The organism is Thiomicrorhabdus sp. Milos-T2 (genome assembly GCF_000702325.1).
In the GTDB taxonomy this organism is placed as follows: Bacteria; Pseudomonadota; Gammaproteobacteria; order Thiomicrospirales; family Thiomicrospiraceae; genus Thiomicrorhabdus.
In genome coordinates this window covers 671,295-697,849 of the sequence record NZ_KL370891.1, presented here as the reverse complement: position 1 = coordinate 697,849, position 26,555 = coordinate 671,295, and the positions used below count along the sequence as shown (strand labels likewise).

Here is a 26,555-nt window from a genome sequence, read left to right as displayed (position 1 = left end):
CCCTTCATTGCTATAGAGGCATTATGCAACATTCACCTTGGCATTTCCACCTTTATGAGAACTCACTGTTTCGCTAACATCTAAAATTAACGATACCGTACCATCTCCTAAAATAGTCGCTCCAGCAATTCCTTCAATTTTCATGAAATTACTTTCTAAACTTTTAATAACCACTTGCTGTTGACCTAATAAATCATCTACAAAAACACCGGCTCTTTGCCCGGCATCTTCAACCACAACAAGCAAGCCATCTGATAAATCTTCTTGAGCGTCTTGAATACCTAATTTTTTGTGTAGACGTATTACCGGAATATAACTATCACGTAACTTATAAAGCTCAGTTTCTCCAGCAATACCTTTTACATGAGCCTTATCAACCTGAATAGATTCAATAATTGAAATCAATGGGAATACATAGGTTTGACTTCCCACAGAGCATAATTGACCGTCTAGTATGGCTAACGTTAATGGTAGACGGATAGTAAAGACACTCCCTTCTCCAATCGTTGTTTTTACATCAACCGATCCGCCTAAACCACGAATATTTCTACGAACAACATCCATCCCAACACCACGACCGGAGATATCGCTAACCACATCAGCTGTTGAGAAACCGGCATGGAAAATCAAATCAACAATTTCATCTTTATTGAGATTATGGTCTTCTTCAATAACCCCTTTTTCAATGGCCTTGGCTTCAATTTTACGATAATCAATTCCTGCACCATCATCGGTAATTTGAATAAGAATATTACCACCCTGGTGAAAGGCTGCCATTTTAACAATACCTTGCTCTGGCTTACCTGCCGCAGTTCGAACTGCTGGGTTTTCTATTCCGTGATCGATTGAGTTACGTACGATATGAACTAATGGGTCGGTTAATTGTTCCAACATGGTTTTATCAAGTTCGGTACCTTCACCTTCCATGACAAGTTCAATTTGTTTTCCTAACTTTTGACTAACATCATGCACTATTCGAGGCATTCGGTTAAAAGCAAAACTCACTGGCAACATTCGGATATTCATGACTGACTCTTGAAGTTCACGAGTATGGCGCTCTAAATGAGTTAATCCCTCTTTGAGTTTATCAACCCACTCCATATTGGCTTCTTTAGAATTTTCAGAGCTCTGTTCAGCTTGCTCTCCAAACTGACTTAGCATAGATTGAGTAATAACTAATTCACCCACAAGGTTTACCATTTGGTCAATTTTACTTAAATCAACACGAATAGAACCTTCCTGCTTAGGCGCTTTGTTTTCCGCTGCTTTAGCGGCCGGCTTACTTGGCGCTTTTGGTGCAGGTTTAGCGGCAACTGGTTCTGAAGTGGCAGAAGTTGCCGGAGCTGGTGTTTTCTCGACGACCGGTGCGGCTACATTCTCAACCGGTTTAGCTTCTGTTACTGGTGCGCTTATTTTAATTTCAGCGCCATCTCCATCAATCCACTCAAACACTTCATTAATATCATCTTCTTTCACCGAGTCTCCTGAAAGGGTTAAATCCCATTTCATGTATAAAGACTCAGGATCAAACGTTGAACTATTTGGTAAACCTTCCCAATCTGCTGAGACCTGTAATGTGCCTAGAGTTTCTAATTCTCTAAAAATTCGTAAAGGTTCATTACCCGTTTGTAATAGTGATTTATCAGGAATAATTTGAATATTCCAATCACCACCAGAAGCCTCTATCACAGGTGTCTGATCACTGCTTTCAGCGGTGGTTTGGGGAGATTCCTCACCACCAAGAATGGCTTCTAGCACAGATTGAACCTGACTTGCGCGCTCTTCATCAATTGGCTCGTGGTTTTGTAGTTTAGTTAACATATCTCGCAATATATCAACAGCCGCCAACATTGCATCAATCGACTCTTGCGTAACATCACGTCGATCATCACGCATTTCATCTAAAAGCGTTTCTAGTACATGTGTAAAGCCTGCAATTTCACTAAAACCAAAGGTTCCACTTCCCCCTTTGATAGAGTGGGCTGCTCGGAAAATTTCGTTAATTTTTTCATTATCAGGTTTGCCGGGAGGAAGCTCTAAAAGCCCTGTTTCCATTACATCAAGGCCTTCAAAACTCTCTTCTAGGTAAGTTTGGCGAAATGTTTCCATCATATCCATAGCATTGTTCCTCAGAAAAGTTCTACGTCGCCTTCTACAGGCTTAGATTCAATTTTATTAATATAGCGATTCTCTTCGTCAGCCAAGGACTGATTATGCATCGCATTTAACCGTCTTACACGTACTCGCCCTGTTAATGGGTAGTACAAAACTTTACGGGGGTATATATCACCAATGTCTTGCGACACTATTTTAAACCCTTCCGTGTAAATATAATCAAACGTAAAGCCAATATTGTACCAACCTACGTTAGTTAATGAATTCATGATGCGTCCACCACCAAAAATTTTGAACTCTAAACGTTCTCTTTTAGCGCCATGGCTCAGTAAAGCGTTGACTAAATTTTCCATAGCATAGTTGCCATAACGATTGGCATCGGAGACATCAGATGCCCCCTTTTTATTTTTATCGACCGGCAACATAAAGTGATTCATGCCACCTATACCGGCAATTGGGTCTCTTACACAGGCAGATATACAAGAACCTAAAACGGTTTCAATTCGTTCATTATCTTGAGTAACATAAAACTCCCCCGGCAAAATTTTGACGGTTGTTATGCCTTCTGCAGGGTCAATACTTTTTTGCATAATTAAAAAACATTTCCTAAAAAATATTTACTCTATTCGCTCACTTAACACATACCTTTTTGACAAAAAATCAATCATTGTCAAAAACAACTCAAAAATAACCGTTTTGCATCACTCTATATGAGCGTCTTTTTTTTGTTTTAGTTCTTTATGTGCTTGGCGACGCTTTTTAAAAAATAAACTAATTTGTTGTGCGCACTCATCTTGATTTATTCCACCATCAACCAGTAATTGATGATTAAGTTGCGGTGCATCAACTAGATTAAAGACTGAACCTGCCGCTCCTGTCTTGGCATCATACGCGCCAAAGACAACTCGTTTAACTCTTGCATGCACCATTGCACCAGCACACATAGCACAGGGTTCAAGAGTAACATATAAAGTGGCATCAATTAATCGGTAATTACCTATAGCTTGACCCGCCTTCTGTATAGCAATAATCTCTGCGTGAGCGGTTGGATCGTTATTTAGAATAGATTGATTCCATCCTTCAGCAATTAAGGTATTTTCTAGAACCACAACAGCACCTACGGGTACTTCTCCAATTGCTTCCGCCTTATTTGCACATTGCATTGCATATTCCATCCAGAATTGATCTTGCTGCTGCTGAGAGTATTCTTTTGGGCACTTCATTTAATAAATCCTAAGACTAGCCAATATTGATAACATTGATAACACTAATAACGGGCGCTTTGCTTTAAAAATACATACTTGCAAATTAATCATTACGGACACATTCTATCTTAGACATTTTAAAAAAATTGCCAAGTTTATTAGAGACCTTTGCACGAGAGTATGTACAAGTAAAAATGGTTAAAATTTACCTTATTTTTGTTGAAAAACTTTCGAATAGCTAGCTATTCACTGCGTTTTCCGCCGCAATAAGGTAAATTTTTCCTCATTTTTCTTTTGCACCTATCTCGTGCAAAGGTCTCTATTAATAAGTTTTTTATAGACGACATAGATACAAAAAAGGCCTTAATTAATAAGGCCTTTAATAACTATTTGATAAGTAACTATCTAACTCTAAAACTATTCATTCCCACTCAATGGTAGCAGGTGGTTTACTTGACACATCATAAACCACTCGTGAAATGCGAGGTATTTCATTAATAATTCGTCCTGATACATGCTCTAAGAAATCATAAGGTAAATGTGCCCAACGCGCGGTCATGAAATCAATCGTCTCAACGGCTCTTAATGCAACCACATAATCATAACGACGAGCATCACCCACAACACCAACTGACTTCACGGGTAAAAATACCGTAAATGCTTGAGACGTTTTATCGTATAAATCCCATTTAATTAGCTCTTCAATATAGATATTGTCCGCTAAACGTAAAGTGTCTGCATATTCTTTTTTAACTTCACCCAAAATACGAACACCCAGGCCTGGCCCTGGGAATGGGTGACGATAGACCATATTGTAAGGTAAACCTAAAGCGACGCCTAATTTACGTACCTCATCTTTAAACAATTCACGCAATGGCTCAATTAAAGACATTTCCATGTCATCTGGTAAGCCACCAACATTGTGGTGCGACTTGATGACTTTGGCTTTACCGGTTTTAGAACCCGCTGATTCAATCACATCTGGATAGATTGTTCCTTGAGCTAACCAATTAACACCTTTTAATTTAGCTGATTCAGCATCAAATACTTCAATAAACTCACGTCCAATAATTTTACGCTTTTGTTCAGGATCGGTTTCACCCGCCAACGCATTCATAAAACGATCTTCTACATCTGCTCGAATGACTTTAATACCCATGCTTTCTGCAAACATGGCCATTACCTGATCACCTTCTTTATAACGAAGCAAGCCGTGATCTACAAACACACAAGTTAATTGATCACCAATAGCTTTATGTAATAAAGCCGCTACAACCGATGAATCAACCCCACCTGAAAGCCCCAACATAACTTGATCAGACCCCACCTGCTCTCGAACACGTGCAATACTGTCATCAATAATGTTTTCAGTAGTCCACAATTTTTCACAACCACAAAGCCCAACCACAAAGCGTTCAATCATACGTAAGCCTTGCTTAGTGTGAGTCACTTCAGGGTGAAATTGAATACCGTAAAAATTCTTTTCTTCATTAGCCATTCCCGCAACAGGACAGCTTGGCGTACTTGCCATAAGTTTGAAACCGTCCGGCATGGCTTCAACACGGTCACCATGAGACATCCAAACATCAAGCATACCAAAACCTTCTGGCGTAACTTCATCTTCAATATCGACAAGGAATTTTGTATGACCATGTGCTCGTACTTGGGCATAACCATATTCATGCTCATCAGCATTAACAACCTGACCACCTAACTGTTGAGCCATTGTTTGCATACCATAACAAATACCTAAAACAGGTACGCCAAGGTTGAAGACAACTTCAGGTGCCACTGGAGCATCATCACCAATAACGGTTTCAGGACCTCCGGAAAGAATAATCCCTCTTGCACCAAAAGCTTCAACATCTTTTGCATCGATATCCCATGGTTCTACTTCACAATAGACGCCAATCTCACGAATACGACGGGCAATTAGTTGCGTGTACTGTGAACCAAAATCAAGAATAAGAATACGGTGGTCATGAATGTTTGCTTGTGTCATAAATTTTCCAAATCTGAAAATGTTTTATTTGAGAAACAAAAAATTGTTCTCATAAGGCAAAAGGCTTTTGCAAATTTTCTACAAAAGCCTTTTAAATTTAACCTAATCGAGTCTAAATTACTAAAGATTAAACTCGGTAATTAGGTGCTTCTTTTGTAATAGTGACATCGTGAACATGACTTTCTGCCATACCCGCTGAAGAGACTTTAACAAAAGAAGGTTTCGTGTTCATCGTTGTAATATCTTTACAACCGGTATAGCCCATACTCGAGCGAACACCACCCACTAATTGGTGAATAATGGGAGCCAAAGGTCCTTTATAAGCAACACGACCTTCAATTCCTTCTGGTACTAATTTATCTTCGGCATTAGATGCCTGGAAGTAACGATCAGAAGAACCTGAAGGCTGAGCCATTGCACCTAGAGAGCCCATTCCACGGTAAGATTTGTAAGCACGACCTTGTAAATACTCAATTTCACCAGGAGACTCTTCTGTACCCGCAAACATTGAACCAATCATACAAGCCGATGCACCGGCAACAATCGCTTTAGCCACATCACCAGAGAATCGTAAACCACCGTCTGCAATCAATGGTACGCCAGTACCTGCTAATGCTTTAGCAACATTTGAAATCGCTGTAATTTGAGGAACACCCACACCAGCAACAATACGTGTTGTACAAATAGAACCTGGCCCAATACCAACCTTAACACCATCAGCGCCTGCCTTAACTAAATCTAAAGCGGCTTCACCTGTTGCAATGTTTCCACCAATAACTTGAACTTGTGGGTAATTTTGTTTAACCCATGCTACACGATCAAGCACCCCCTGAGAGTGGCCATGAGCGGTATCAACAATAATTACATCAACACCTGCTTTAACTAATGCAGCAACACGATCCTCTGTTTCAGCACCGGTCCCCACTGCCGCACCAACACGCAAACGTCCTTCCGTATCTTTACAAGCATTAGGATGGTCAGATTTTTTCATCATATCTGAAACGGTAATCATACCTTTTAATTCAAAAGCATCATTTACTACCAACACACGTTCAATGCGGTGATCATGTAATAAATCAAGAACCACTTGTGGGTCCTCTTTTTCTTTAACGGTAACCAATTTATCTTTAGGTGTCATAATTTTTGATACTGGCTTGCTCATATTCGTAACAAAACGAATATCACGACTGGTTACGATACCAACCAGCTCATCGCCATTCATTACCGGTGCACTGGATACACGATTCTTTTTGGTTTTCTTAACAACATCAGCAACCGAATCCGTGTGCTGAACCGTAACTGGTTCTGAGATAACACCATGCTCATATTTTTTAACTTTACTCACAACATGCGCTTGCTCTTTAACCGTCATATTTTTATGAACAATACCTATACCACCTTCTTGTGCCATTGAAATGGCTAAGCGTGCTTCAGTAACCGTATCCATTGCCGCTGAAACAAAAGGAATATTTAATGTAATTTCTTTGGTTAATTTTGTTTTTAGAGAGACATCTTTTGGTAACACCGTTGAGTGCGCAGGAACCAATAAAACATCATCAAAAGTTAATGCATCTTGCAAAATTCTCATTTTTTCTACCTTATATAAAACTTATAGGCTAATTAGTTATTTTTCTAAAAAAAACCAAAAAACTTTACTGAAAAGTTAAACTTATTATTTTTCATATACTTAACATGTTATTTACTTAAAAATAACCTGAAAAACAACGTTGTTTTCATCTAATACTGGGTATTATAAAGATTGACAGGACCGGGGTAAACTTAATAACGTATACAACCATGCGAAAACAGAAAAAAAGTGTTCGTAATAAGCTTTAACATTATGTCAAATGCGATTACAATGGCCGAGACATAAAAAATATAAAAAGTATGTAAGCTTAAAAAGCTATAAAGCTCGTTTTAACCTGGAGGATAGTCAATGAAAAAATTATTAGTAGGAACAGCTGTAGTTGCAGCATTAGCAATCGGTGGATGTGCTTCCGCTCAATCAAGCCCTGTAAGTTATGCAGATTACATTGATGGTGCTAATGCCGCACATGCAAAAGCTAAAGCATCTAACAATGTGTGGAAACAAAAGAAAATGAAAAAGTCTTATGTTGACACTTACCTTTCTAAAGCTGCTGAAGCTAAGAAAAAAGGTGATAAAGCCGCTGCAATGAAATACGCTAAAAAAGCGTATAAATCTGCCAACGCTGAAGTTATGCAAATGGATTCTTGGAAAGGCTTAAAGGCAGGTTGGGAAAAATAATTCCTTAGCTGTTCGATAAAAACCGGTTTAATAGCCGGTTTTTTTATGCCCAAAATTTATCGAACTGGCCTTGGCTTTTAAAGCTATTTATCTCATTTTTGTCTCTCTTAAGAAAAATCACATCAGACCTCTATCAAAGAAACATGAGCCTACTTTCCATTGATATAGGTTTTATCATGAAAAGTGGTAATCCAGTTCGGCTTTAATATCACTAATGCTGCAAGCAACATTCCATTGACAAAACCTTCTGGTGTTGCCATTAAAGGAATATAGACAATAAAACTTTGCTTTAATATCGCTGGCGTGTAAACATCATTCAATGCCATAACAATCGCAGCTAACCCCAAAGAAACCACTACGCCAACGGCCGCGGATAAAAAACCGTTGTAAAAAATATAAACAAAAAAATTAGCTTCTAAAAACTTTGCACCCAACTTATACATAAGCCAAGTAATCGAAATAGGTATCACACCCATCAATAAAGCATTAATGCCCAAAGATAACCAACCTAAATCGCTTTGAATCGTTACCCCTATCAATGCCAATATCATTCCCATAATCGCGAATTGGGGACCAAACATTAAAACCATTAACGTCATCAATAAAAAATGAAAAGTTATTCCATTTTCTAAACTTGCTCCAAACAGCCAAAGTAAAAAGATAATTACCGACATTCCCAACAAAACATGTTGTGCGCCTTTGTCGCCATCTACCTTATCCCATGGCGCTGACTTCAAAGCCCAAAATAACACCAATAGAAATACCACCCAACCACCTACGATGGTAGCGAGATTAAGATTTTCAGCATGTAGATTCAAAATATATTCCTTAACTTAATTTTTTAAGAGTCGCGAGCAATGACTATTAACACGCCTGAAACGTGTACAATATCTTTAAGTGATCTTTCACATTTAATTAAACAATTATAAGCTTTCAACCCAATGAATGGATTCAAAATACTTTTTGCCAATCTGTATGATCTTTTATTACTCATTGCAATTTGGTTTGTTGCCGCCGTACCATTTGTAATTTGGCAAGGACAAGCCTTTTCCGACAAACCCATTATAACGCTTGCCTTTCAGGTTTATATCGTTGCTATTACCTATGTCTATCTAACTTACTTTTGGATACAAACAGGGCAAACACCTGGCCTAAGAACATGGAAGTTGCAATTGGTAACAGAAGATCAGCACTTAATTTCTCGTCACTCTGCTAATTTAAGATTTATTTTTACTGTTTTGTTCTTTTTAATTGGATGGATTGGATTATTTTTCCCCAAACAACAACTTTTGCAGGATCGATTTGCAAAGACTAAAATAGTCTCCATTCACAATTAATTCTTAATGACTTGTCTTAATAACTTGTCTTAATGATTTCATAATTTTTACGATTAGAAACGCTCATTTAGTAAAAACGCATCCTAACCCGAAAATGTAAACAGGAAAAATATGGCCACCTTAATTATTCACAGCAATACCCTAAACTTTGAACAATCCAAAGTGATTGAACGTACCTTTGCTCAAGGAACCAAGCTAACCAAAATCGATAACCATTTTCGAGTTGAGTTAGACACACCTCCTGCTCTGGAAATAATCCAGAAATTAGCTAATGAAATTAAAGTGGATATTAATTTATTGCCTGAAAATTTTAATGCTAAAGAGATTAAACTCGTTATTAGCGATATGGACTCAACCTTAATCAGCATAGAGTGCGTTGATGAGATTGCCGACTACGTAAACCTTAAGCCTGAAGTTGCGGCTATAACCGAAGCTGCAATGCGTGGAGAACTCAATTTTGAAGAGTCTCTAATTAAACGAGTATCATTACTTAAAGGTCTTGATACCAGTGCTTTAAGTTATGTCTATAACGACCGTTTAAAACTTAATCCTGGGGCAGAAAAGTGGATTTCAGGCTTGCACAAAAATGACATCAAATTTGCCTTAGTATCCGGTGGTTTCACCTTCTTTACTGAACGATTACAAAAACAGCTCAACCTAGACTTTACACGCGCTAACCTTCTAGGGGAAGAAAACGGCGAATTAACGGGTGAAGTCATTGGCGGCATTATTGGAGCTCATGCCAAAGCGGAATTTCTTCATGAACTTTGTCAAAAACTAGAAATAAAACCAAATCAGGTGATTGCCGTAGGAGATGGCGCAAACGATTTAGTCATGATGAAAGAAGCAGGCCTTTCTGTAGCCTTTAATGCAAAACCCGCCGTTCAAAAACAGGCTAGCACAGCCTTAAACTATTCTGGTTTAGATGCTATTTTAGATTTTATTGAATAAATCGGGTATCCGTATTTTGTAATTGTCCGTATTTTGTGATTGATTATCCAGTATTGTAAAAATTAACCACGAAGACACAGAGGCACGAAGATTAAAAAAACAAATAAAAGTGATTCGAAAATCATAGCCTAACGATCTTAAGTCATGCCTATAAGCTCTGTAGCTCTGCATTTGTAAAGTGTAAAAGCGATTAATTTATTACGTTTAGCTTGGCTATTCGTTGAATTTAAGTTGGTATTAGATATTAGAAATCTTCGTGCTTTCGTGTCTTCGTGGTTAAAAGATTTGTTTAATCAATCATAAAATACATATAACCAATAAATCTAACTTCATAAAACAACCAGGCCTGGTTGTTTTTTATTTTAGCCAGTTATTTTGTTTCATCTTTAATGCTCTAAAAACCAAAAAGCCCGAAAAGACTCTTCTTGTCGGGCTTTTTGGTCATTTAAACAAATAACCTATTAGAAAAGATTATTTTCTACCTCAGCAATGGCAACCACAATAAACTTACCAATTGCTGATTCATAACCAGGCCATTGACTTGCCACATTTTTCATAAAAGGTTCTGCCATAATTTTAGGTTTCATCTCAAAATCAGATAACCCTTCATCATAATACTTGGCAGTTTGGTTATAGATAGTTTCCATAAACTCTTTACCTTCCTCAAGCAGCTTCACGCTATCATGTGCTCCGTGCATAGGAATATAATGATTTAGTTTCATATCAATCATCTTCTGCAAACCATTTATGGTACCCAGATAAGAACCATCTTCCATATTGGCAACACGGCGCATAACCATATCCCCAGTATATAAAGAGCTATCTTCTACAACTTGAACAGCAAGGTCAGAATCGGTATGCATTTTTCCAAAGTGATGAATCTTAAGCGTTGTGTCACCCAGCTTAATCGCCTCACCACCTTTTAGAGTTTTATTGGGTAAGCTCACCACCGTACCAGTAATTTTATTATTGGTATTAGTTTGCATAAAATCAAACCAAAACTGATCTCCACCTGCTTTCAAGTTATCAATACAAAGTTGATGAGAGTATATATCCACATTTGGATAAGCCGCTACAAATGCGTGGTTTCCTAACCAATGATCGCCATGAAAATGCGTGTTAATGACTTTAATAACCGGTTTATTAGTCACCTTCTTAATTTGGCGAAGAACCATTTCACCTATCTGAACTGAGCTTCCTGTATCAACAACAACAACCCCTTCAGAAGTCACAATAAAACCTGGATTAGAGAACATACCAAAATTATCGGGCGTTGGAACAGAGCCTAATGCAGGGATGGTATAACTTCGGTCACTTACCTTGATTGCATTAACATCAGGTACTTCTGGCCCACGAAAACCTTCCAAATCATCGTTTGCATACAATGGATTTATAGCAGACATACCAACTAAACTAGCTGATAAACCCAATGCCGATTTTAATAAATCGCGACGCTTCATAACAATCTCCTAACGATATTTAGTTTTTTTGATTTCAAGAAGTCTAGCATCTTTAAAAGAATATAAAATAATCATAATTACCACCTTTCCCCAAGGTTATATTTATACCCATATACAATTTAACTTATGTTAATTTAATACTTTCTTAACCATCCAGCATGACAAAGTATTAAAATACCTTGCATTATGAGAATTTTGCATAGAGAGTATGTGCGAATAAAAATGGTTCTAGGTACACCTTTAAGGTGAAAAATTAGGCAAATTTTCTCTCATTTTTCTTTCGCACCTATCTCGAGTTTAAGCCCTTGGATGCAAAGATCTCATTATAATCAAGTGCTTTGTACAAAAGGAGCACCTAAAACACCTAAACGCAGGAAGACTCTCTTCAATGGAACTATTAAAAGCCTATCTTGATTTAACTATTTTTGGAATATTAGGATTTATGGGGTTTATCACTTTATGGGTAATGATTGAACGTATTTTGTTTTATCGTTCAATTAATCTAGATGACTATGAGCACCAAGACATATTAAACATTGAACTCACTCGTAATCTTACATCTCTATCTATTATTGGCTCTAATGCGCCTTTTATTGGCTTATTAGGTACCGTCATAGGAATATTAATTACTTTTTATGACATGGGACAAAATCAAGCAATTGACACAGGATCCATTATGATAGGCTTAGCTCTTGCACTTAAAGCCACCGCTGCAGGTATAACTATTGCCATCCCAACAGTTATGATTTATAACGGATTAATGCGAAAGGTTGACGTCATAAACGCACAATATGGTTCTCGATTTAGTCAAAAAAATAAATTTAATTAAGAAAAATTACAATCAATATGGCTCATTACAAACCCAAACGTTTTGAAAGTATCAATGTCATTCCGCTAATTGACGTTATGCTAGTGTTGCTCGCAATCGTACTAATGTCTGCTAGTTTTATTGTAAAAAATAGCTTAAACATTGAGCTACCTGAAACAACTAACACGCAAACTTATCTACCCGCTGAAGACGAAGCTCCTATTCATTTATACATCAATGCACAAAATGAATATTTTATTGATGAAGTTCCAATCGACTTCAGAAAAATGGTATTACGCTTAACTGAACTGAATAAAAAACAATCCATTACATTACAAGTCGACAAAAGAGCTGACTTTGGTAGCTTCGTAAAACTTGTTGATATTTTAAAAGGTCAAAAACTTAACAACCTAACTATTTTGACCAAATCTCAACAATCATGAAAACAAGAGCCCTCATTTCATTTTTTGCCGCTTTAACTCTGTATAGTGTTTTTTTATTAGCAGGAATTTTGCTATGGCAGAGCGTGCCAGAAAAACCGGTAAAAGAAAATATAAAAATAGTTCCTGTTAACTTAGCAATGTTTGAAGAACCAAACATCAAACCCATAACTGAACCGACAATTAATACCAAACCCATTGAGCTAATTAAACCAATTAAACCAGTAGAAATAAAAAAAACTGAACCTATAAAAGAACAGATAAAAAAACTTAAAAAAGAAATTAAGAAAGAACCTAAGAAAGAAATTAAGCCGATTATTAAGCCAAAACCAATTCAGAAACCAGTCCATAAACTCATCCCTAAGCCTAAGCCTAAGCCTAAGAATAAGGCTATTAAGACGCCACCAAAGCCCGTCAAAAAAAATAAGCCTACTACTAAGCCAAAAAACCTGGTTCAAAAGACTCAAAAAAAAATTGAAAACAATTTAGACACTAAAACAGAAGCTATCAAACAAGTAGAACCCATAAAACCAGCTAAATTAGCCAAACCAGTTCCAGCAACAAAACCCACTTATAACAACCAACAAATTGCGGATGCTGAAAAAAAATATTTACTTGAATTAAGAAAACAAATTATTAATTATGCTAGAGACACCTACCCAAGAAGAGCTAAAAGGCGTAACTGGGAAGGAGATGTAACCATTCAATTTGTATTAACCTCAAATGGTTCCATTACAAATTTAAAAATAATCAAAAGCTCAGGAAAAAACATATTAGACCAAGCTGCACTAGAGGTCTTTCAAGACAAGATGCAAAGCCAGTTTAAGGCCTTTCCTAAAGAAATTAACCGTAAAACTTGGTTAATTAAAGTCCCTGTTGGTTATCATTTTAGATAATTTTTTTAGAAATATCTTTACAAGAATCAACGGCGCATAGCGTTTATTTCAGTTCCTATCGTTTGAGCTGTGCGATTGAAAACATTAAAAACATTGACTTGAAACTCTTTAGGGTTAAAGCCAAATTGCACCGGATAATTTACACTCAACACCATTTTTGAACGATTTTTCATCGAAATCTTGGGAACTTTTTGATTGGCATTCCAATCATTCGCATACTCTACGAGCTCTTCATAGCGGGTCACTTTAGTCGCAAATTGCGTTCTGACCTGCAAGTTCCATAACTGACTTTTACCCTGAATATACTGATTTGTTGTGTAGCTAAAAATAATATAGCCTTTCCAACCTTTATCTTTAAACGTGTACAACAAGTCACCGTCGGCATCTACGGTGTAATCCACCCCCATCTCATCTAACACTTTCATAACGGCCGTTTTTGATGGCTCATACACCGCTTGATAATTTAATTTTTCACCATGCAGCGTAACGGCGTGAGCATTTACTGATAATAAAGCACACGTTAAAAAAACAATTTTAGAAAGCCTTAACAATGAAATATCCACCTTAATTCACATTAAAAAAATAGATTACTTGAATCGCACCCGAATTACCATTTATGAATATGAAAATTTCAATAAATAACCCTACTCATATACGAAAATACAAAGCCAGTGTAATTTGGTAAAATGTGTCGCATTAAAATTTAAAGGATTAACTTGTGGACTATACCATTCCAGAAAAAACCATAGAAGAAGTACAAGCCGACTTAACCAAGCGTTTTATGCACTTTGCTAATCCAAAAGATCGTTACAAATATTTAATTGATATGGGCAAACAACTTCAGCAACTGGATGATAGTTACCAGACAGAAGAGAACCGAATTCACGGTTGCCAATCTCAAGTATGGATACATATTGAAGAAAAAGAGGGTCGCTTGTTCATGCAAGCCAAAAGTGATGCTGCGATTGTTTCTGGCTTAATTGCACTGTTATTAAAAATCTACAACGGAAGAAGCCCTAAAGAAGTCGCAACCACCCCTTTAGAATTTTTAGGTAAGATTGGCCTATTACAACAACTCTCGCCTAATCGATCTACCGGGCTTTATCACATGATTAAACGCATTCAAGCGGAAGGAGCTAAGCGCATTGCCTAAAACCACAACCACTTCTCTTTCAAGCCAGGTTTACTTCATTTGACCTTTGCATGATGCCATAAAAAATGTATAAAAAAGCCCCACTTAGTTACAACTAAGCGGGGCTTTCTGTATGAAATTTTAAAAGAGCTTATTAAGCGACTTTTAACTGGTCTTGAGTGGTTGCTTCTAAACGAGCAATACGGTCTTCAATGTCTGGGTGAGACTTGAATAAATCACCAAAAGACGATTTTTTAGCTGATATACCAAATGCGGCCATTTGATCTGGAAGTTCACCAGGCTGCATAGTTTGTAAGCGACGCAGTGCGGCAATCATATTCTCTTTACCTGCCAAATAAGCTCCACCATTATCAGCATGGAATTCACGGTAACGTGAGAACGCCATAGCAATCATACTTGCTAAAATACCAAATAAGATTTGAGCCACAATATCTACAACAATGAATGTAAGACTATGTCCCTCTTCTTCGTTTTTAAGTATTACACGGTCAACAATGTAAGCCACAATTTTAGCGAAGAAGATAATGAACGTGTTCAAAACACCTTGTAAAAGCGCCATGGTGACCATATCACCGTTGGCAACGTGAGCCATTTCGTGACCAAGAACGGCTTCAACTTCGTTTTGACGCATACTGCGTAATAACCCTGTTGAAACTGCCACCATTGAACTATTTTTAGTCATACCCGTAGCAAAAGCATTTGGCTCTGGGGAATCATAAATAGCAACTTCTGGTGTTTTAACGCCAGCTTTAGCGGCTAGTTTTTGAACCGTTTCCAGCAACCATCTTTCATCTGCGTTACGAGGTGATTCAATCACTTTTGCACCCGTAGACATTTTTGCTAACCACTTTGACATTGCCAAAGAGACAAAAGATCCCGCAAAACCAAAAATTAATGCAAACATAAACAGGTTGCTTAAATTCAGACTTGTGCCCTGCATGTAGTTCCCTACACCCAAGATATTCATTACTAACATTGCCACCGCAATGACCGCAATGTTTGTTAATAAAAATAAACCAATACGCTTCATGATTTTCTCCTTAGAAGAGTTGTGAGGTATTCATAATTTGCTTAACAACCAATATAAGGATTTTTTATAACCTTTCAAGTCTTATTGTTTGTTTTTTTAATAAATTTGCCATTATTTTAAGATTACCAGGCCTGGTAACCTTAAAAAGCTTTATTTAAACGTTATTAAACTGCATTTCATTAAATAAACTTATCATTAACATGGGTTTTAAGACTCATGGAATCTTTGTCAGTGTCGATAAGTGGATAAAACAATAATGTTTAACTCAACTTCTCTTTTAACATCTTATTCACTTGACCAGGGTTAGCCTGACCACCTGAAGCTTTCATGATTTGTCCTACAAAGTAACCCATCATTTTCTCTTGGCCGCCTTTATAGGCTTCAACTTGAGATTGATTATTCGCAAGCACTTCATCAACTAAAGCTTCAATTGCACCAGTATCGGTAATTTGCTTTAAGCCTTTCGCTTCAATAATTTCATCCGCAGTACCTTCACCATTCCACATTGCTTCAAAAACTTGTTTGGCGATTTTTCCTGAAATCGTATCGTCCATAATACGATTTAACATGCCGGCTAACATTTCTGCAGTAATTGGCGCATCTGTAACAGCTAGATTATCTTTATTAATGGCGGCGGCAAATCCAGAGGTCATCCAGTTTGCACACAACTTAGCATCTTTATTGTCTGTGGCCTTAACCACAGCCTCAAAAAATTCTGCCATGTCACGAGAGCCTGTAAGCACTTCGGCATCATAATCACTTAAACCAAACTCAGACACAAAACGAATACGCTTAGTATCTGGCAATTCAGGCATCGTCGCTTTAACCGCTTGAATATCTTCTTCGGTGATAATTACGGGTAGCAAATCCGGACAAGGGAAATAACGATAATCATTCGCCTCTTCTTTTGAACGCATTGAACGAGTCGTGTCGTTTTCAGAATCGTATAAACGCGTTTCTTGAACCACTTCACCGCCGTTTTCAATGACTTCGATTTGACGTTCAATTTCAAACTCAATCGCTTTTTCAATAAAACGGAACGAGTTAATATTCTTTAACTCTGTACGAGTACCAAACGGCTCACCTGGCTTGCGAATGGATACGTTTGAATCCACACGAAAAGAACCTTCTTGCATATTTCCGTCACAAATACCTAAGTACTGAACCAATTCATGCATTTTTTTAGCGTAAGCCACCGCTTCTTTAGCCGATGACATATCTGGATCTGAAACGATTTCTAATAATGGCGTACCGGCACGGTTTAAATCGATACCACTCATTCCAGGAACAACACCATGATTGGATTTACCCGCATCTTCTTCTAAGTGAGCACGAGTAACCCCAATGACTTTCTTTTCACCATCCACATCAATTTCTAAAGAGCCCTGCCCCACAATTGGAAACTCCAACTGGGTCGTCTGATAACCCTTAGGTAAATCTGGATACATATAGTTTTTGCGGTCAAAGACTGATTTACGCCCAATCTCTGCATTTAGCGCTAAACCAAGACTGATTGATTTATCAATCACCCCTGCATTAAGCACTGGCAACATCCCTGGCATACCTAAATCAATCGCACTTGCTTGACTATTTGGCGATGCTCCATAAGCAATGGATGACCCTGAAAATATCTTTGATTGTGTGGTTAACTGAGCGTGTATCTCTAAACCAATTACAACTTCCCAACTCATTTCTGTTAACTCCTAATTATTGATACTGTTCAGGCATCTGTTTATGCCAATCAGTCACTTGCTGATATTGATGACCAATATTCAGCAGTTTAGCCTCACTAAAATAAGGCCCAACAATGTGTAAACCTACGGGTCGATTATTAACAAATCCAGCAGGAACAGACAGGCCTGGTAAACCTGCTAAGTTAACCGGAATGGTGTATAAATCTGAAAGATACATACTGACTTGATCATCGGACTTTTCACCAATATTAAAGGCTGGACTAGGTGCAACAGGCCCCATAATCACATCACAAGACTCAAAGGCTTTAGTGAAGTCATCACGCACCATACGACGTAACTTTTGCGCTTTTAAATAGTAAGCATCATAAAAACCAGCAGACAATGCATAAGCACCCACCATAATACGGCGTTTAACTTCCGCACCAAACCCTTCTGAACGCGAGCGTTTATAAAGATCTTCTAAATCTTTAGGGGCCTCACAACGGTGTCCAAAACGAACACCATCAAAACGCGATAAGTTAGAGGAAGCTTCTGCTGGCGCCAATACATAATATGAAGGAACCGCTAAATCTTTGTTTGGTAAATGAACTTCAACCGTTTCTGCTCCAAGTTTTTCAACTTCAGCAATGGCATTACGAACAACGTCCTCAACCCCGGAATCCAAACCTTCACCAAAATATTCAGCAGGAACCCCAATTTTTAGGCCTTTTAAAGGTTGATTTAACTCAGCGGCAAAGTCCGGTGTTTCACGTTCTAAACTTGTTGAATCACGCTCATCAAACCCCGCCATAGCATTTAGCATCCAAGCAGCATCCTCAGCAGAACGTGTCATCGGTCCGGCTTGGTCAAAACTAGAGGCGTACGCTACAATTCCAAAACGAGAAACAGAACCGTAAGTTGGTTTAATACCCGTAATTCCACAGAATGAAGCCGGTTGACGGATTGAACCACCTGTATCAGTCCCCGTTGCCATTGGCGCTAAACCAGCAGAAATAACCGCTGCCGCACCACCAGATGAACCACCTGGTACGGCATTTAAATCCCAAGGGTTTTTGGTTGGACCATAATAACTACTTTCAGAAGTCGAACCCATGGCAAACTCGTCCATGTTGGTTTTACCCAAAATAGGCATTCCTACCTTTTTCAATTTCTCTACAACATAAGCATCATACGGTGCGATAAAATTATCTAACATTTTTGAACTACACGAGGTTTTCACGCCATCAGTACAAAAAATATCTTTATGGGCAATTGGAATCCCGGTTAACAATTCACCGTTTCCCGCTGCCAACATTTTATCAGCCGCTTCTGCCATTGAAATAGCAAGCTCTGGCGTTACGGTTACGAAAGCATTTAATTCCGCATCATATTGAGAGATACGATCTAAGTAATGTTGCGTTAATTGCACACTGGTAATTTCACCAGCGTGTAATTTTTCGCTCATTTGTTTAATGGTTAAATTATGCATTTTGTCTCTCTACTCACTCAATCACTTGTGGCACTAAGTACAAATCGTTTTCCACTTTTGGGGCTACCGATTGTAATTTTTCATGCTGGTCAACAGCTGTGACCACATCAGGACGCAATCGCTGAACCTGATCTAATGGATGAGCCATTGGCGATACGTTTTCGGTATCTGTTGCTTGCATTTGTGAGAACAAATCTAAAATATTAGACAATTTAGCGGCCACATCATTAACTTCAGATTCGTTAACTTCGATAGCCGCTAGACGTGAAATGTATTCGACTTCAGTTTTTCCTAAAGACACACGCTACTCCTAATCGGATACGGTTGAACTACTGGTTGAACGACTGCTTAACCTTTTAAGCGACTTTGTTAAACCTCTCATAACCAAACTTTCGTTAAAACCAGTAGATAAAATTTGGCCGTATAAAATACCATATTAACGTTTTCTTCTAAAGTTTAATTAACGCTTTTAAAAAGGAATTTTCCGAACAGAGAGGCCAATATGGAATCTTAAAATCCTTAAAACCATTAGCTTCAATCTATATATTCTACCCACTTGTCAATTTTCACAATAAAAGTAATCTTTTCACAAAAATTAGTCTTCTACCCTCATGCATAATAAGTTAAAATGCCAAGATTATTTTTCAGAGACTTTTGCCCGCGTCAGAGATGTAAGAAAAAAGAGATCGAACTCTTTAGCTGCAGTCTAAAAAAACACACAGAATAGCCAGAGCTATTGTGTGGTTTTTTAGGCTGGAGATAGAGACTTATAGCCTTTTTTAACCATTCATCGACTCTTGCAAAGCTCTTTTTCAGTCTAAATCTTTAAGGGCCACACTCTATGTTTCGCAAATTCATGGGACTTTTCTCAAACGATCTATCTATTGATTTAGGTACCGCAAACACGCTTATTTACGTTCGTGGGAAAGGAATGGTATTAAACGAGCCGTCAGTCGTTTCAATTCGCAACAACAAACGAAGTAACAATAGTCGTTCAATTGTGGCTGTAGGTGAAAACGCTAAATTAATGCTCGGTAAAGAAAACCAAGATATTCAAACTGTTCGCCCTCTTAAAGATGGTGTTATTGCTGACTTTGAAGTCACAGAAAAAATGCTACAAGCTTTTATCAAAAAAGTTCATGAAGCTAAATTTTTTCAGCCAAGTCCTCGTGTATTAGTTTGCGTGCCTTGTGGTTCAACCCAAGTAGAACGTCGTGCTATTCGTGAATCGGCCGCAGGTGCGGGGGCTCGTGAAGTTTACTTAATTGAAGAACCGATGGCTGCGGCTATTGGGGCGGGTATGCCAGTAAGTGAACCAACGGGTTCTATGGTGGTAGATATTGGTGGAGGTACTACTGAAGTTGCCACACTTTCTCTAAACGGCATTGTTTGGTCTGACTCGGTTAAAGTGGGTGGAGACCGTTTTGATGACGCTATAATCAAATATGTTCGTCGTAACTACGGCATGATTATTGGTGAAACGACTGCAGAAAAAATCAAAAAAACCATTGGTACCGCTTACCATGAAGTAACCCCTGACACGATGGAAGTTCATGGCTCTAACATTGCAGAAGCCGTACCTCGTCGTTTCACTCTAAACAGTAACGAAGTACTTGAAGCATTGCAGGAACCTCTATCTGCAATTGTCAGTGCGGTTAGAACCGCTCTTGAAAACACTCCTCCTGAATTAGGTGCTGATATTGCAGAACACGGAATTGTGTTAACCGGTGGTGGAGCTTTGCTTCGCAACCTAAGCACTCTGCTTTCAGAAGAGACTGGAATTCCTGTCATTATTGCGGATGACCCACTAACATGTGTAGCACGTGGTGGAGGCCGAGCACTAGAACTTATGGATGAAAAAGGCGTTGACGTTTTTTCTTTTGAGTAAAACGGCCAACTAACTCACTCCTAGGAGAACACTTATTAAGCTAATATCCCCATCCTCGCACAAGGAAGGCATGCAGTTTATTATTGCATTTCTGCTTTCCATTGTGCTAATGGCGGCCGACCACTATGGTCAAATTTTAGGTAGCTTGCGCAGTGTTCTTTTAACCACCTTAACGCCCATTGAAAGAGCAGCAACCTTTCCTCAACAAATCTATAATTTAATCACAACAGACTTTAGCTCAATTAATACTCTTGAAAGAGAAAACCAGCAACTAAAGACTGAAATGTTATTACTCAAAGCCAAGCAACAACAAGTTATTAATCTTGAACTGCAAGTTCAGCGTTTAGAGTCGTTACTCGGCACCACCGGTAAAATCACAAACCAAAATGTACAAATCGCAACAGTCACTTTTTATAGCAGTAATCCTTTATCTCAATTTCTAACCTTAAATAAAGGTAATCTTGATAACGTTAAAAAACAACAAACCGTTATTGATTCACAAGGCATTATGGGGCAAATAATACAAACGACCCCTACCACATCAAGAGTTTTATTAATTACAGACCCTGAACACCAAATTCCAGTTAGAGTTCAAAGAACTGGACAACGTGGTATTTTAAGCGGTACCGGACACGACAATACTCAACTAGGCTTTATCCCTGTGAATAGCGCTATTAGAGAAGGGGATATTTTAGAGAGTTCTGGTTTAGGCGGAATTTTTCCTGCGGGGTATCCCGTAGCGATAATTACCCAAATTGAAACACAAGGTGACAACCCTTACTTTAGAATTACAGCCACCCCTATTGCTAAATTAAACCAATCCCATAAAGTCTTAATCATCAACCAACAAGAAGATGAGAATTGGAATAATGACTTTGATTTTGATTTAGACTTTAATCTAAAGAGTCAAAAGGATGCATCTAGCAAAGGTAAAGAGCCATGACCGAAAGTTTTGTAAACATCCGATCTAGTCAGGTTCGTTGGTTAATCTTGCTAACCTACTTACTTGGGCTAATCATTGACAGTATGGTGCTATTAAATAGCTCCCTACAAATTTTGCCTCCAATGACTTTATTGGCTGTTCTATACTGGAGTGGCCATTTTTTAGATAGAACTTATTTTATAGGGGCATTCTCTTTAGGTGTTCTAACGGATGCGCTTTATCAAACTACACTTGGAGCGCATGCGCTTCTATACTGCGTCATTCTGTTTATGATGATTAGAAACCGCTTGCAATTTCGCACTTATCCCTCATGGCAACAAGCCTTTATTATTGGGCTCTATTTATTGATTTATCAGGCCTTAAACACACTATTTTTTAATCCTGTTTTAGATGATGGAACATTTGTGCCTTATTGGAGCATGCCGGCTGCCGGCATTTTAATCTGGCCTGTTTTATCAGGCATATTAAATAAACTTACGCAAAACACTCCCTAAAAGGACTAGGTAATAAGATTAATATGCAGGATTCCTTAAAATTCAACAGTGATGCTGAGAACCTCCAGCAAAAGCGACTTTTTCGCTTTCGTCTTTACTTTGCTTATGGCTTTGTACTTGTTCTATTTGCCTTTTTAATTGGGCGTATGGCACATTTACAATGGTATAACTTTGAACGCTACCATGGTTTAGCAGAAGGTAACAGAATCTCCGTTGAAACCTTACCGCCAACTCGTGGAAAAATTTATGACCGCAATCACATCTTATTAGCTGATAACCAACCCGTTTATGCTCTTACCATGATTCGAGAAAAAATGGATGATATTAAAGCCTTTAAACTTGAATTAATGAATTTATTAGATACCACTAAGCCCGAGAAAATAGAGCAGTATTTTAAAAAATTTAGACAATGGAATCGTTCAAAATCCTATACCCTGCCTTTTTCGGTTACCGAAGAACAGGCAGCACGCTTTTCCGTTATTAGCTATAAACATCCTGGCGTCACCCTAACCGCTCGCCTTAAACGCGTCTACCCAAATAAAAGCACAGCAGTTCATGCATTGGGCTACGTTGGCAGAATTAATGAAAAAGAGCTAAAAGGGTTAAATGCAAAAGAGTATTTAGGCACAAATATTATTGGTAAATCAGGAATAGAACGCTATTACGAAAAAATTCTTCACGGTTCGCCTGGTATTCAACAAATTGAAACCAATGCTCGTGGTCGAATCTTACGTAAGTTAGAAACCATACCCGCTACGCCCGGTAAAGATATACAACTCACTTTAGACATTAAGTTACAACAATATGCTGAATCTCTGTTAAAAGAAAAACGTGGTGCAATCGTTGCCATCGACCCGCAAAACGGTGAAATTTTAGCCTTTGTAAGTATGCCGACTTTTGATCCAAATTTATTTGTCGATGGTATTAATCAAAAAAACTACAGTCACCTGCTTAATGACCCAGACCGTCCATTTATTAACCGTGTTATAAACGGACAATACCCTCCTGGTTCAACAATTAAACCTTTTGTGGCCTTAGGAGCCATTGAGAACAACTATATTTCGCCCAAAAAGACAGTTTTTGATCCGGGCTATTTAGAATTTGCGGGGCACCGTTATCGTGATTGGAAACGCTGGGGACATGGATTGGTCGATATGAATGCGGCAATCGCTCAATCATGTGATACTTACTTTTACAAACTGAGTTTACTTATGGGTGTGGATGCTATTCACGATGCATTAGCACCTTTTGGCTTTGGTTCAAAAACCAATATTGATATTAATGGTGAATCTAAGGGGATTTTGCCGTCTCAAGAGTGGAAACAAAAAACCAAAGGTAAACCCTGGTATCGGGGTGAAACAATTATATCGGCGATCGGTCAAGGTTATAATTTAACCACTCCATTGCAATTAGCAAAAGCAACTGCCATATTAGCTAACCGCGGAAAAATTATTCAACCACATTTACTTAGAAATGAATTAACCGATTCACCCTCAGAGCAAATTGAAATTAAAAAAATCTCAAATTGGGAAGCTGTTATCCAGGGAATGAAAAATGTCATGCATGGAGCAAGGGGCACTGCTCGCAGAGATGGTAAAAATCTACCCTTTAAAATGGCCGGTAAAACTGGTACGGCACAAGTATTTAGCTTAAACCAAGGTAAATATAATGCCTCTGAATTAGCCAAACGATTACATGACCACTCATTATTTATTGGTTTTGCTCCTGTTAATAAACCTCAAATTGCAGTTTCAATTATTATTGAAAATGGCGGTAGAGGAGCATCAACCTTGGGGGTTAATTTAATAAAAAGATACTTAAAAGACAAGCTTCCTGATAAAAATACTAAATCAGATAAAAAACAAAAAACTACTTCAAAATGAAACTAGAAAATATACAACCACAACAGATGTATCGCCAAAATAAAGGCCTATTAGTCGCCCTGCATATTGATGGTTGGCTACTGTTAGTTTTATTACTTTTATTAACTGTCAGTATCGCAATTGTTTACAGTGCATCAGGTGGCGATGAGGCTGTTATTACCCGCCATATTATCCGAATTGGTTTTGCATTAGGGCTTATGTTTGTTTTTGCTCAAATCCCACCAAATATTATCTATATATTTACACCTTGGTTATTTCTATTAGGCATACTCATGCTAATAGCGGTGATTTTATTTGGTGACATTGGTAAAGGCGCACAACGTTGGCTAGATTTAGGGATAGCTAAATTTCAACCCTCTGAATTAATGAAACTTGTATTACCTATAACAGTTGCTTGGCTCTTTGCTAATAGCGAATTCCCGCCAAGTTATAAACGCTTATTCATGGGTGCCTTAATAATCGCATTAACCGCCAGCTTAATTGTGGTGCAGCCTGATTTAGGAACTTCATTACTGATTGCGATGAGTGGACTGTTTGTATTGTTTTTTGCAGGCCTGCCATGGAAAGTCATTCTAGCCGCCATTACTGCCACCGTTGCTAGCGCCCCCATTGCATGGCATTTTATGCACGCTTATCAAAAGCAGCGTGTTTTAACTTTTTTAAATCCTGAATCAGACCCTCTAGGCAGTGGTTACCACATTATTCAATCTAAAATAGCCATTGGTTCAGGAGGGATTGAAGGCAAAGGGTTTATGGGAAGCACTCAAGCACATTTAGACTTTTTACCTGAAAGTACAACCGACTTTATCTTTTCCGTACTTTCCGAAGAGTTTGGATTATTGGGCGTGATTACCCTACTTACGCTTTACTCATTTGTTATTGCACGTGGCTTGTATATAGCCTCTCAGGCACAAGATAACTTTACTCGCCTCATTGCAGCAAGCTTAACCATGACCTTATTTGTTTATATTTTTGTCAATATTGGAATGGTCAGCGGTCTACTTCCGGTTGTTGGTCTGCCCCTACCATTAATCAGTTACGGAGGGAGCTCGTTAGTTACTCTTATGATTAGTTTTGGTATATTAATGTCGATTCATACCCACAAACGCTTACTTACCGATTAATTTGCTACAAGAAGCACCAACCAGGCCTGGTAGCTTACTCTCTGACAATAAAAACATGCCTAATTTTTAGCCCTTAATTAATCATATTTCAAGGTTATATCGTTTAGATTCAACTTAAAATATGTTAAATTACTCCTTTTTAAAGCCTTTAAAACACTTCAGATTTAAACCCAATAACCGTAGGGAACTAGACGCAGCTATGCTTACTCTAAAAAATACAATTACGCTTTTAACGCTAAGCTTTTTCAGCTTAATAACCATGGTACAAACAGCTTCAGCTGACGCACTTCCCACCCCTACCATTGCAACACCACATGTTATTCCTTCTGCGCCAAACATCGCCGCTAAAGCCTATCTTGTGCTTGATTTTAACAGTGGTTCTACACTAGCAGAAAAAGATTCTCACTTAAGAGTTGAACCCGCAAGTTTAACCAAAATCATGACGGGATTTGTGGTCATTAATGAGCTGGCTAATGACAATATTCATTTAGATGACATGGTAACGATTAGTAAAAAAGCCTGGAAAATGCCAGGCTCTAAAATGTTTATTGAAGTTGGTAAACAAGTCTCTGTTAAAGATTTAATTAAAGGCATGGTTATTCAATCTGGTAATGATGCTAGTGTGGCGTTAGCTGAACATATTGCAGGAAGTGAAGAAGTTTTTGCAGAACTGATGAACAAATATGCAAAAAGTTTAGGAATGGAACATACTCACTTTGTTAATGCCACAGGCCTTCCTGACGCTGACCATTACACTACCGCTTATGATTTAGCATTACTCACCAAAGCGTTAATCACTCAATTCCCTGAAGAGTACAAATGGTATTCACAGAAGAAATTTACCTTTAATGGCATTACTCAATACAATCGCAACAAACTTCTTTGGCAAGACCCAACGGTAGATGGTTTAAAAACAGGCCATACCCAAAGTGCAGGTTATTGCCTAGTGTCTTCTGCTAAGCGCGAAAACGACCGTTTAATCACCATTGTTCTTGGAACATCAAGTTCTAAAATGCGAGTACAAGAGAGTCAAAAACTTCTTAATTACGGTTTTCGTTTTTTTGAAACACATAAACTTTATGCCGCTAAACAGCGTTTAAATGATGTAAAAGTTTGGGAAGGTACACGTGATTTAATTGGTGTAGGTTTAACCGATGATTTATACATCACTATTCCACGCGGGCAATATAAAAATATCAAAATAGAAAGTTCTGTTAACCCAGAAATTAAAGCCCCTATTGAAGAAGGAGTAACATTAGGTACCTTGCATATCACCTTAGGTGATGAAACTATTGCTGATAAAACATTAGTTGCTTTAGACCCAGTTGAAGAAGGTTCTTTCTTTAAAAAATTAATTGACCAATTTAAGTTATTCATTAACTCTCTTCTTGGCTAATA

General features: G+C 38.0%; 25 protein-coding genes. 13 read left to right on the top strand and 12 right to left on the bottom strand.

All coding sequences use genetic code 11. The features are described from left to right. Positions 1-21: 21 nt before the first annotated feature. The 5 genes from BS34_RS0103090 to guaB all read right to left on the bottom strand — a co-directional run bounded on the left by BS34_RS0103090 (position 22) and on the right by guaB (position 6,910). Complete coding sequence (locus BS34_RS0103090) at positions 22-2,118, bottom strand: chemotaxis protein CheA (protein ID WP_029407088.1); 2,097 nt, start codon at positions 2,116-2,118, stop codon at positions 22-24. A gap of 11 nt (positions 2,119-2,129) precedes the next feature. Next, the gene (cheD, locus tag BS34_RS0103085) at positions 2,130-2,705 is read right to left on the bottom strand and encodes a chemoreceptor glutamine deamidase CheD (protein WP_029407087.1); all 576 of its coding nucleotides are present in this window, start codon (positions 2,703-2,705) and stop codon (positions 2,130-2,132) included. A 111-nt stretch (positions 2,706-2,816) separates the two neighbouring features. Continuing rightward, a complete protein-coding gene (tadA, locus tag BS34_RS0103080; RefSeq protein ID WP_029407086.1) occupies positions 2,817-3,338 on the bottom strand; it encodes a tRNA adenosine(34) deaminase TadA in 522 nt (173 codons plus the stop codon). 403 nt (positions 3,339-3,741) lie between these two features. Further along, positions 3,742-5,322 carry a glutamine-hydrolyzing GMP synthase gene (guaA, locus tag BS34_RS0103075; protein WP_029407085.1) on the bottom strand — a complete coding sequence of 527 codons (1,581 nt, stop codon included), beginning with the start codon at positions 5,320-5,322 and terminating at the stop codon, positions 3,742-3,744. A 127-nt stretch (positions 5,323-5,449) separates the two neighbouring features. After that, the gene (gene guaB / locus BS34_RS0103065; protein ID WP_029407084.1) at positions 5,450-6,910 is read right to left on the bottom strand and encodes an IMP dehydrogenase; all 1,461 of its coding nucleotides are present in this window, start codon (positions 6,908-6,910) and stop codon (positions 5,450-5,452) included. Between the two features lie 348 nt (positions 6,911-7,258). Between guaB and BS34_RS0103060 the strand changes: the two genes are divergently transcribed. Continuing rightward, a complete protein-coding gene (locus BS34_RS0103060; RefSeq protein WP_029407083.1) occupies positions 7,259-7,588 on the top strand; it encodes a hypothetical protein in 330 nt (109 codons plus the stop codon). Between the two features lie 149 nt (positions 7,589-7,737). On the opposite strand, the gene BS34_RS0103055 is transcribed toward BS34_RS0103060, so the two are convergent. Beyond that, positions 7,738-8,406: an energy-coupling factor ABC transporter permease gene (locus BS34_RS0103055; RefSeq protein WP_029407082.1), complete on the bottom strand. Its 669-nt coding sequence runs from the start codon at positions 8,404-8,406 to the stop codon at positions 7,738-7,740. Between the two features lie 123 nt (positions 8,407-8,529). On the opposite strand from BS34_RS0103055, the gene BS34_RS0103050 reads away from it, so the two are divergent. Both BS34_RS0103050 and serB read left to right on the top strand, forming a co-directional pair. Continuing rightward, the gene (locus BS34_RS0103050; protein WP_029407081.1) at positions 8,530-8,925 is read left to right on the top strand and encodes an RDD family protein; all 396 of its coding nucleotides are present in this window, start codon (positions 8,530-8,532) and stop codon (positions 8,923-8,925) included. Positions 8,926-9,036: 111 nt separating this feature from the next. Then, positions 9,037-9,876, top strand: a complete 840-nt coding sequence (gene serB / locus BS34_RS0103045) for a phosphoserine phosphatase SerB (RefSeq protein ID WP_029407080.1) — start codon at positions 9,037-9,039, stop codon at positions 9,874-9,876. 461 nt (positions 9,877-10,337) lie between these two features. Here the strand turns inward: serB and BS34_RS0103040 are convergent, their stop codons facing one another. Beyond that, entirely contained in the window at positions 10,338-11,336 is a 999-nt protein-coding gene (locus BS34_RS0103040) for an MBL fold metallo-hydrolase (RefSeq protein ID WP_029407079.1), read from the bottom strand. Between the two features lie 388 nt (positions 11,337-11,724). Between BS34_RS0103040 and exbB the strand changes: the two genes are divergently transcribed. The 3 genes from exbB (at position 11,725) to BS34_RS0103025 (ending at position 13,480) form a co-directional block, all read left to right on the top strand. After that, a complete protein-coding gene (gene exbB, locus BS34_RS0103035) occupies positions 11,725-12,165 on the top strand; it encodes a TonB-system energizer ExbB (RefSeq protein WP_029407078.1) in 441 nt (146 codons plus the stop codon). A gap of 17 nt (positions 12,166-12,182) precedes the next feature. Continuing rightward, entirely contained in the window at positions 12,183-12,587 is a 405-nt protein-coding gene (locus BS34_RS0103030) for an ExbD/TolR family protein (protein WP_029407077.1), read from the top strand. Positions 12,588-12,670: 83 nt separating this feature from the next. Beyond that, entirely contained in the window at positions 12,671-13,480 is an 810-nt protein-coding gene (locus BS34_RS0103025; protein WP_158660967.1) for an energy transducer TonB, read from the top strand. Between the two features lie 26 nt (positions 13,481-13,506). Here the strand turns inward: BS34_RS0103025 and BS34_RS0103020 are convergent, their stop codons facing one another. Then, entirely contained in the window at positions 13,507-14,043 is a 537-nt protein-coding gene (locus BS34_RS0103020) for a YbjN domain-containing protein (protein ID WP_158660966.1), read from the bottom strand. Positions 14,044-14,198: 155 nt separating this feature from the next. Here BS34_RS0103020 and BS34_RS0103015 point away from each other — a divergent pair, with 155 nt between their 5' ends. Further along, the gene (locus tag BS34_RS0103015) at positions 14,199-14,633 is read left to right on the top strand and encodes a SufE family protein (protein ID WP_029407074.1); all 435 of its coding nucleotides are present in this window, start codon (positions 14,199-14,201) and stop codon (positions 14,631-14,633) included. Between the two features lie 133 nt (positions 14,634-14,766). On the opposite strand, the gene htpX is transcribed toward BS34_RS0103015, so the two are convergent. The 4 genes from htpX to gatC form a co-directional block, all read right to left on the bottom strand. Then, on the bottom strand, positions 14,767-15,663 hold the full coding sequence (gene htpX / locus BS34_RS0103010; protein WP_029407073.1) for a protease HtpX: 897 nt from the start codon (positions 15,661-15,663) through the stop codon (positions 14,767-14,769). Between the two features lie 260 nt (positions 15,664-15,923). Further along, on the bottom strand, positions 15,924-17,354 hold the full coding sequence (gene gatB, locus BS34_RS0103005; RefSeq protein ID WP_029407072.1) for an Asp-tRNA(Asn)/Glu-tRNA(Gln) amidotransferase subunit GatB: 1,431 nt from the start codon (positions 17,352-17,354) through the stop codon (positions 15,924-15,926). A gap of 16 nt (positions 17,355-17,370) precedes the next feature. Continuing rightward, on the bottom strand, positions 17,371-18,825 hold the full coding sequence (gatA, locus tag BS34_RS0103000) for an Asp-tRNA(Asn)/Glu-tRNA(Gln) amidotransferase subunit GatA (RefSeq protein ID WP_029407071.1): 1,455 nt from the start codon (positions 18,823-18,825) through the stop codon (positions 17,371-17,373). Between the two features lie 13 nt (positions 18,826-18,838). Then, positions 18,839-19,126 (bottom strand): Asp-tRNA(Asn)/Glu-tRNA(Gln) amidotransferase subunit GatC, encoded by a 288-nt coding sequence (gatC, locus tag BS34_RS0102995; RefSeq protein ID WP_029407070.1) that lies wholly within the window; start codon positions 19,124-19,126, stop codon positions 18,839-18,841. Positions 19,127-19,666: 540 nt separating this feature from the next. Between gatC and BS34_RS0102990 the strand changes: the two genes are divergently transcribed. The 6 genes from BS34_RS0102990 to BS34_RS0102965 all read left to right on the top strand — a co-directional run bounded on the left by BS34_RS0102990 (position 19,667) and on the right by BS34_RS0102965 (position 26,553). Next, positions 19,667-20,713, top strand: coding sequence for a rod shape-determining protein (locus BS34_RS0102990; RefSeq protein WP_029407069.1), 1,047 nt, complete (start codon positions 19,667-19,669; stop codon positions 20,711-20,713). Positions 20,714-20,783: 70 nt separating this feature from the next. Then, on the top strand, positions 20,784-21,656 hold the full coding sequence (gene mreC / locus BS34_RS0102985; RefSeq protein WP_084151549.1) for a rod shape-determining protein MreC: 873 nt from the start codon (positions 20,784-20,786) through the stop codon (positions 21,654-21,656). Next, a complete protein-coding gene (gene mreD / locus BS34_RS0102980) occupies positions 21,653-22,150 on the top strand; it encodes a rod shape-determining protein MreD (RefSeq protein ID WP_029407067.1) in 498 nt (165 codons plus the stop codon). The genes mreC and mreD overlap by 4 nt, the downstream gene beginning before the upstream one ends. 23 nt (positions 22,151-22,173) lie before the next feature. Beyond that, a complete protein-coding gene (mrdA, locus tag BS34_RS0102975; protein ID WP_038126251.1) occupies positions 22,174-24,033 on the top strand; it encodes a penicillin-binding protein 2 in 1,860 nt (619 codons plus the stop codon). Next, on the top strand, positions 24,030-25,157 hold the full coding sequence (rodA, locus tag BS34_RS0102970; protein ID WP_029407065.1) for a rod shape-determining protein RodA: 1,128 nt from the start codon (positions 24,030-24,032) through the stop codon (positions 25,155-25,157). Before mrdA ends, rodA begins: the two co-directional genes overlap by 4 nt. 199 nt (positions 25,158-25,356) lie before the next feature. Continuing rightward, positions 25,357-26,553, top strand: a complete 1,197-nt coding sequence (locus BS34_RS0102965) for a D-alanyl-D-alanine carboxypeptidase family protein (RefSeq protein ID WP_029407064.1) — start codon at positions 25,357-25,359, stop codon at positions 26,551-26,553. Positions 26,554-26,555 lie beyond the last annotated feature (2 nt).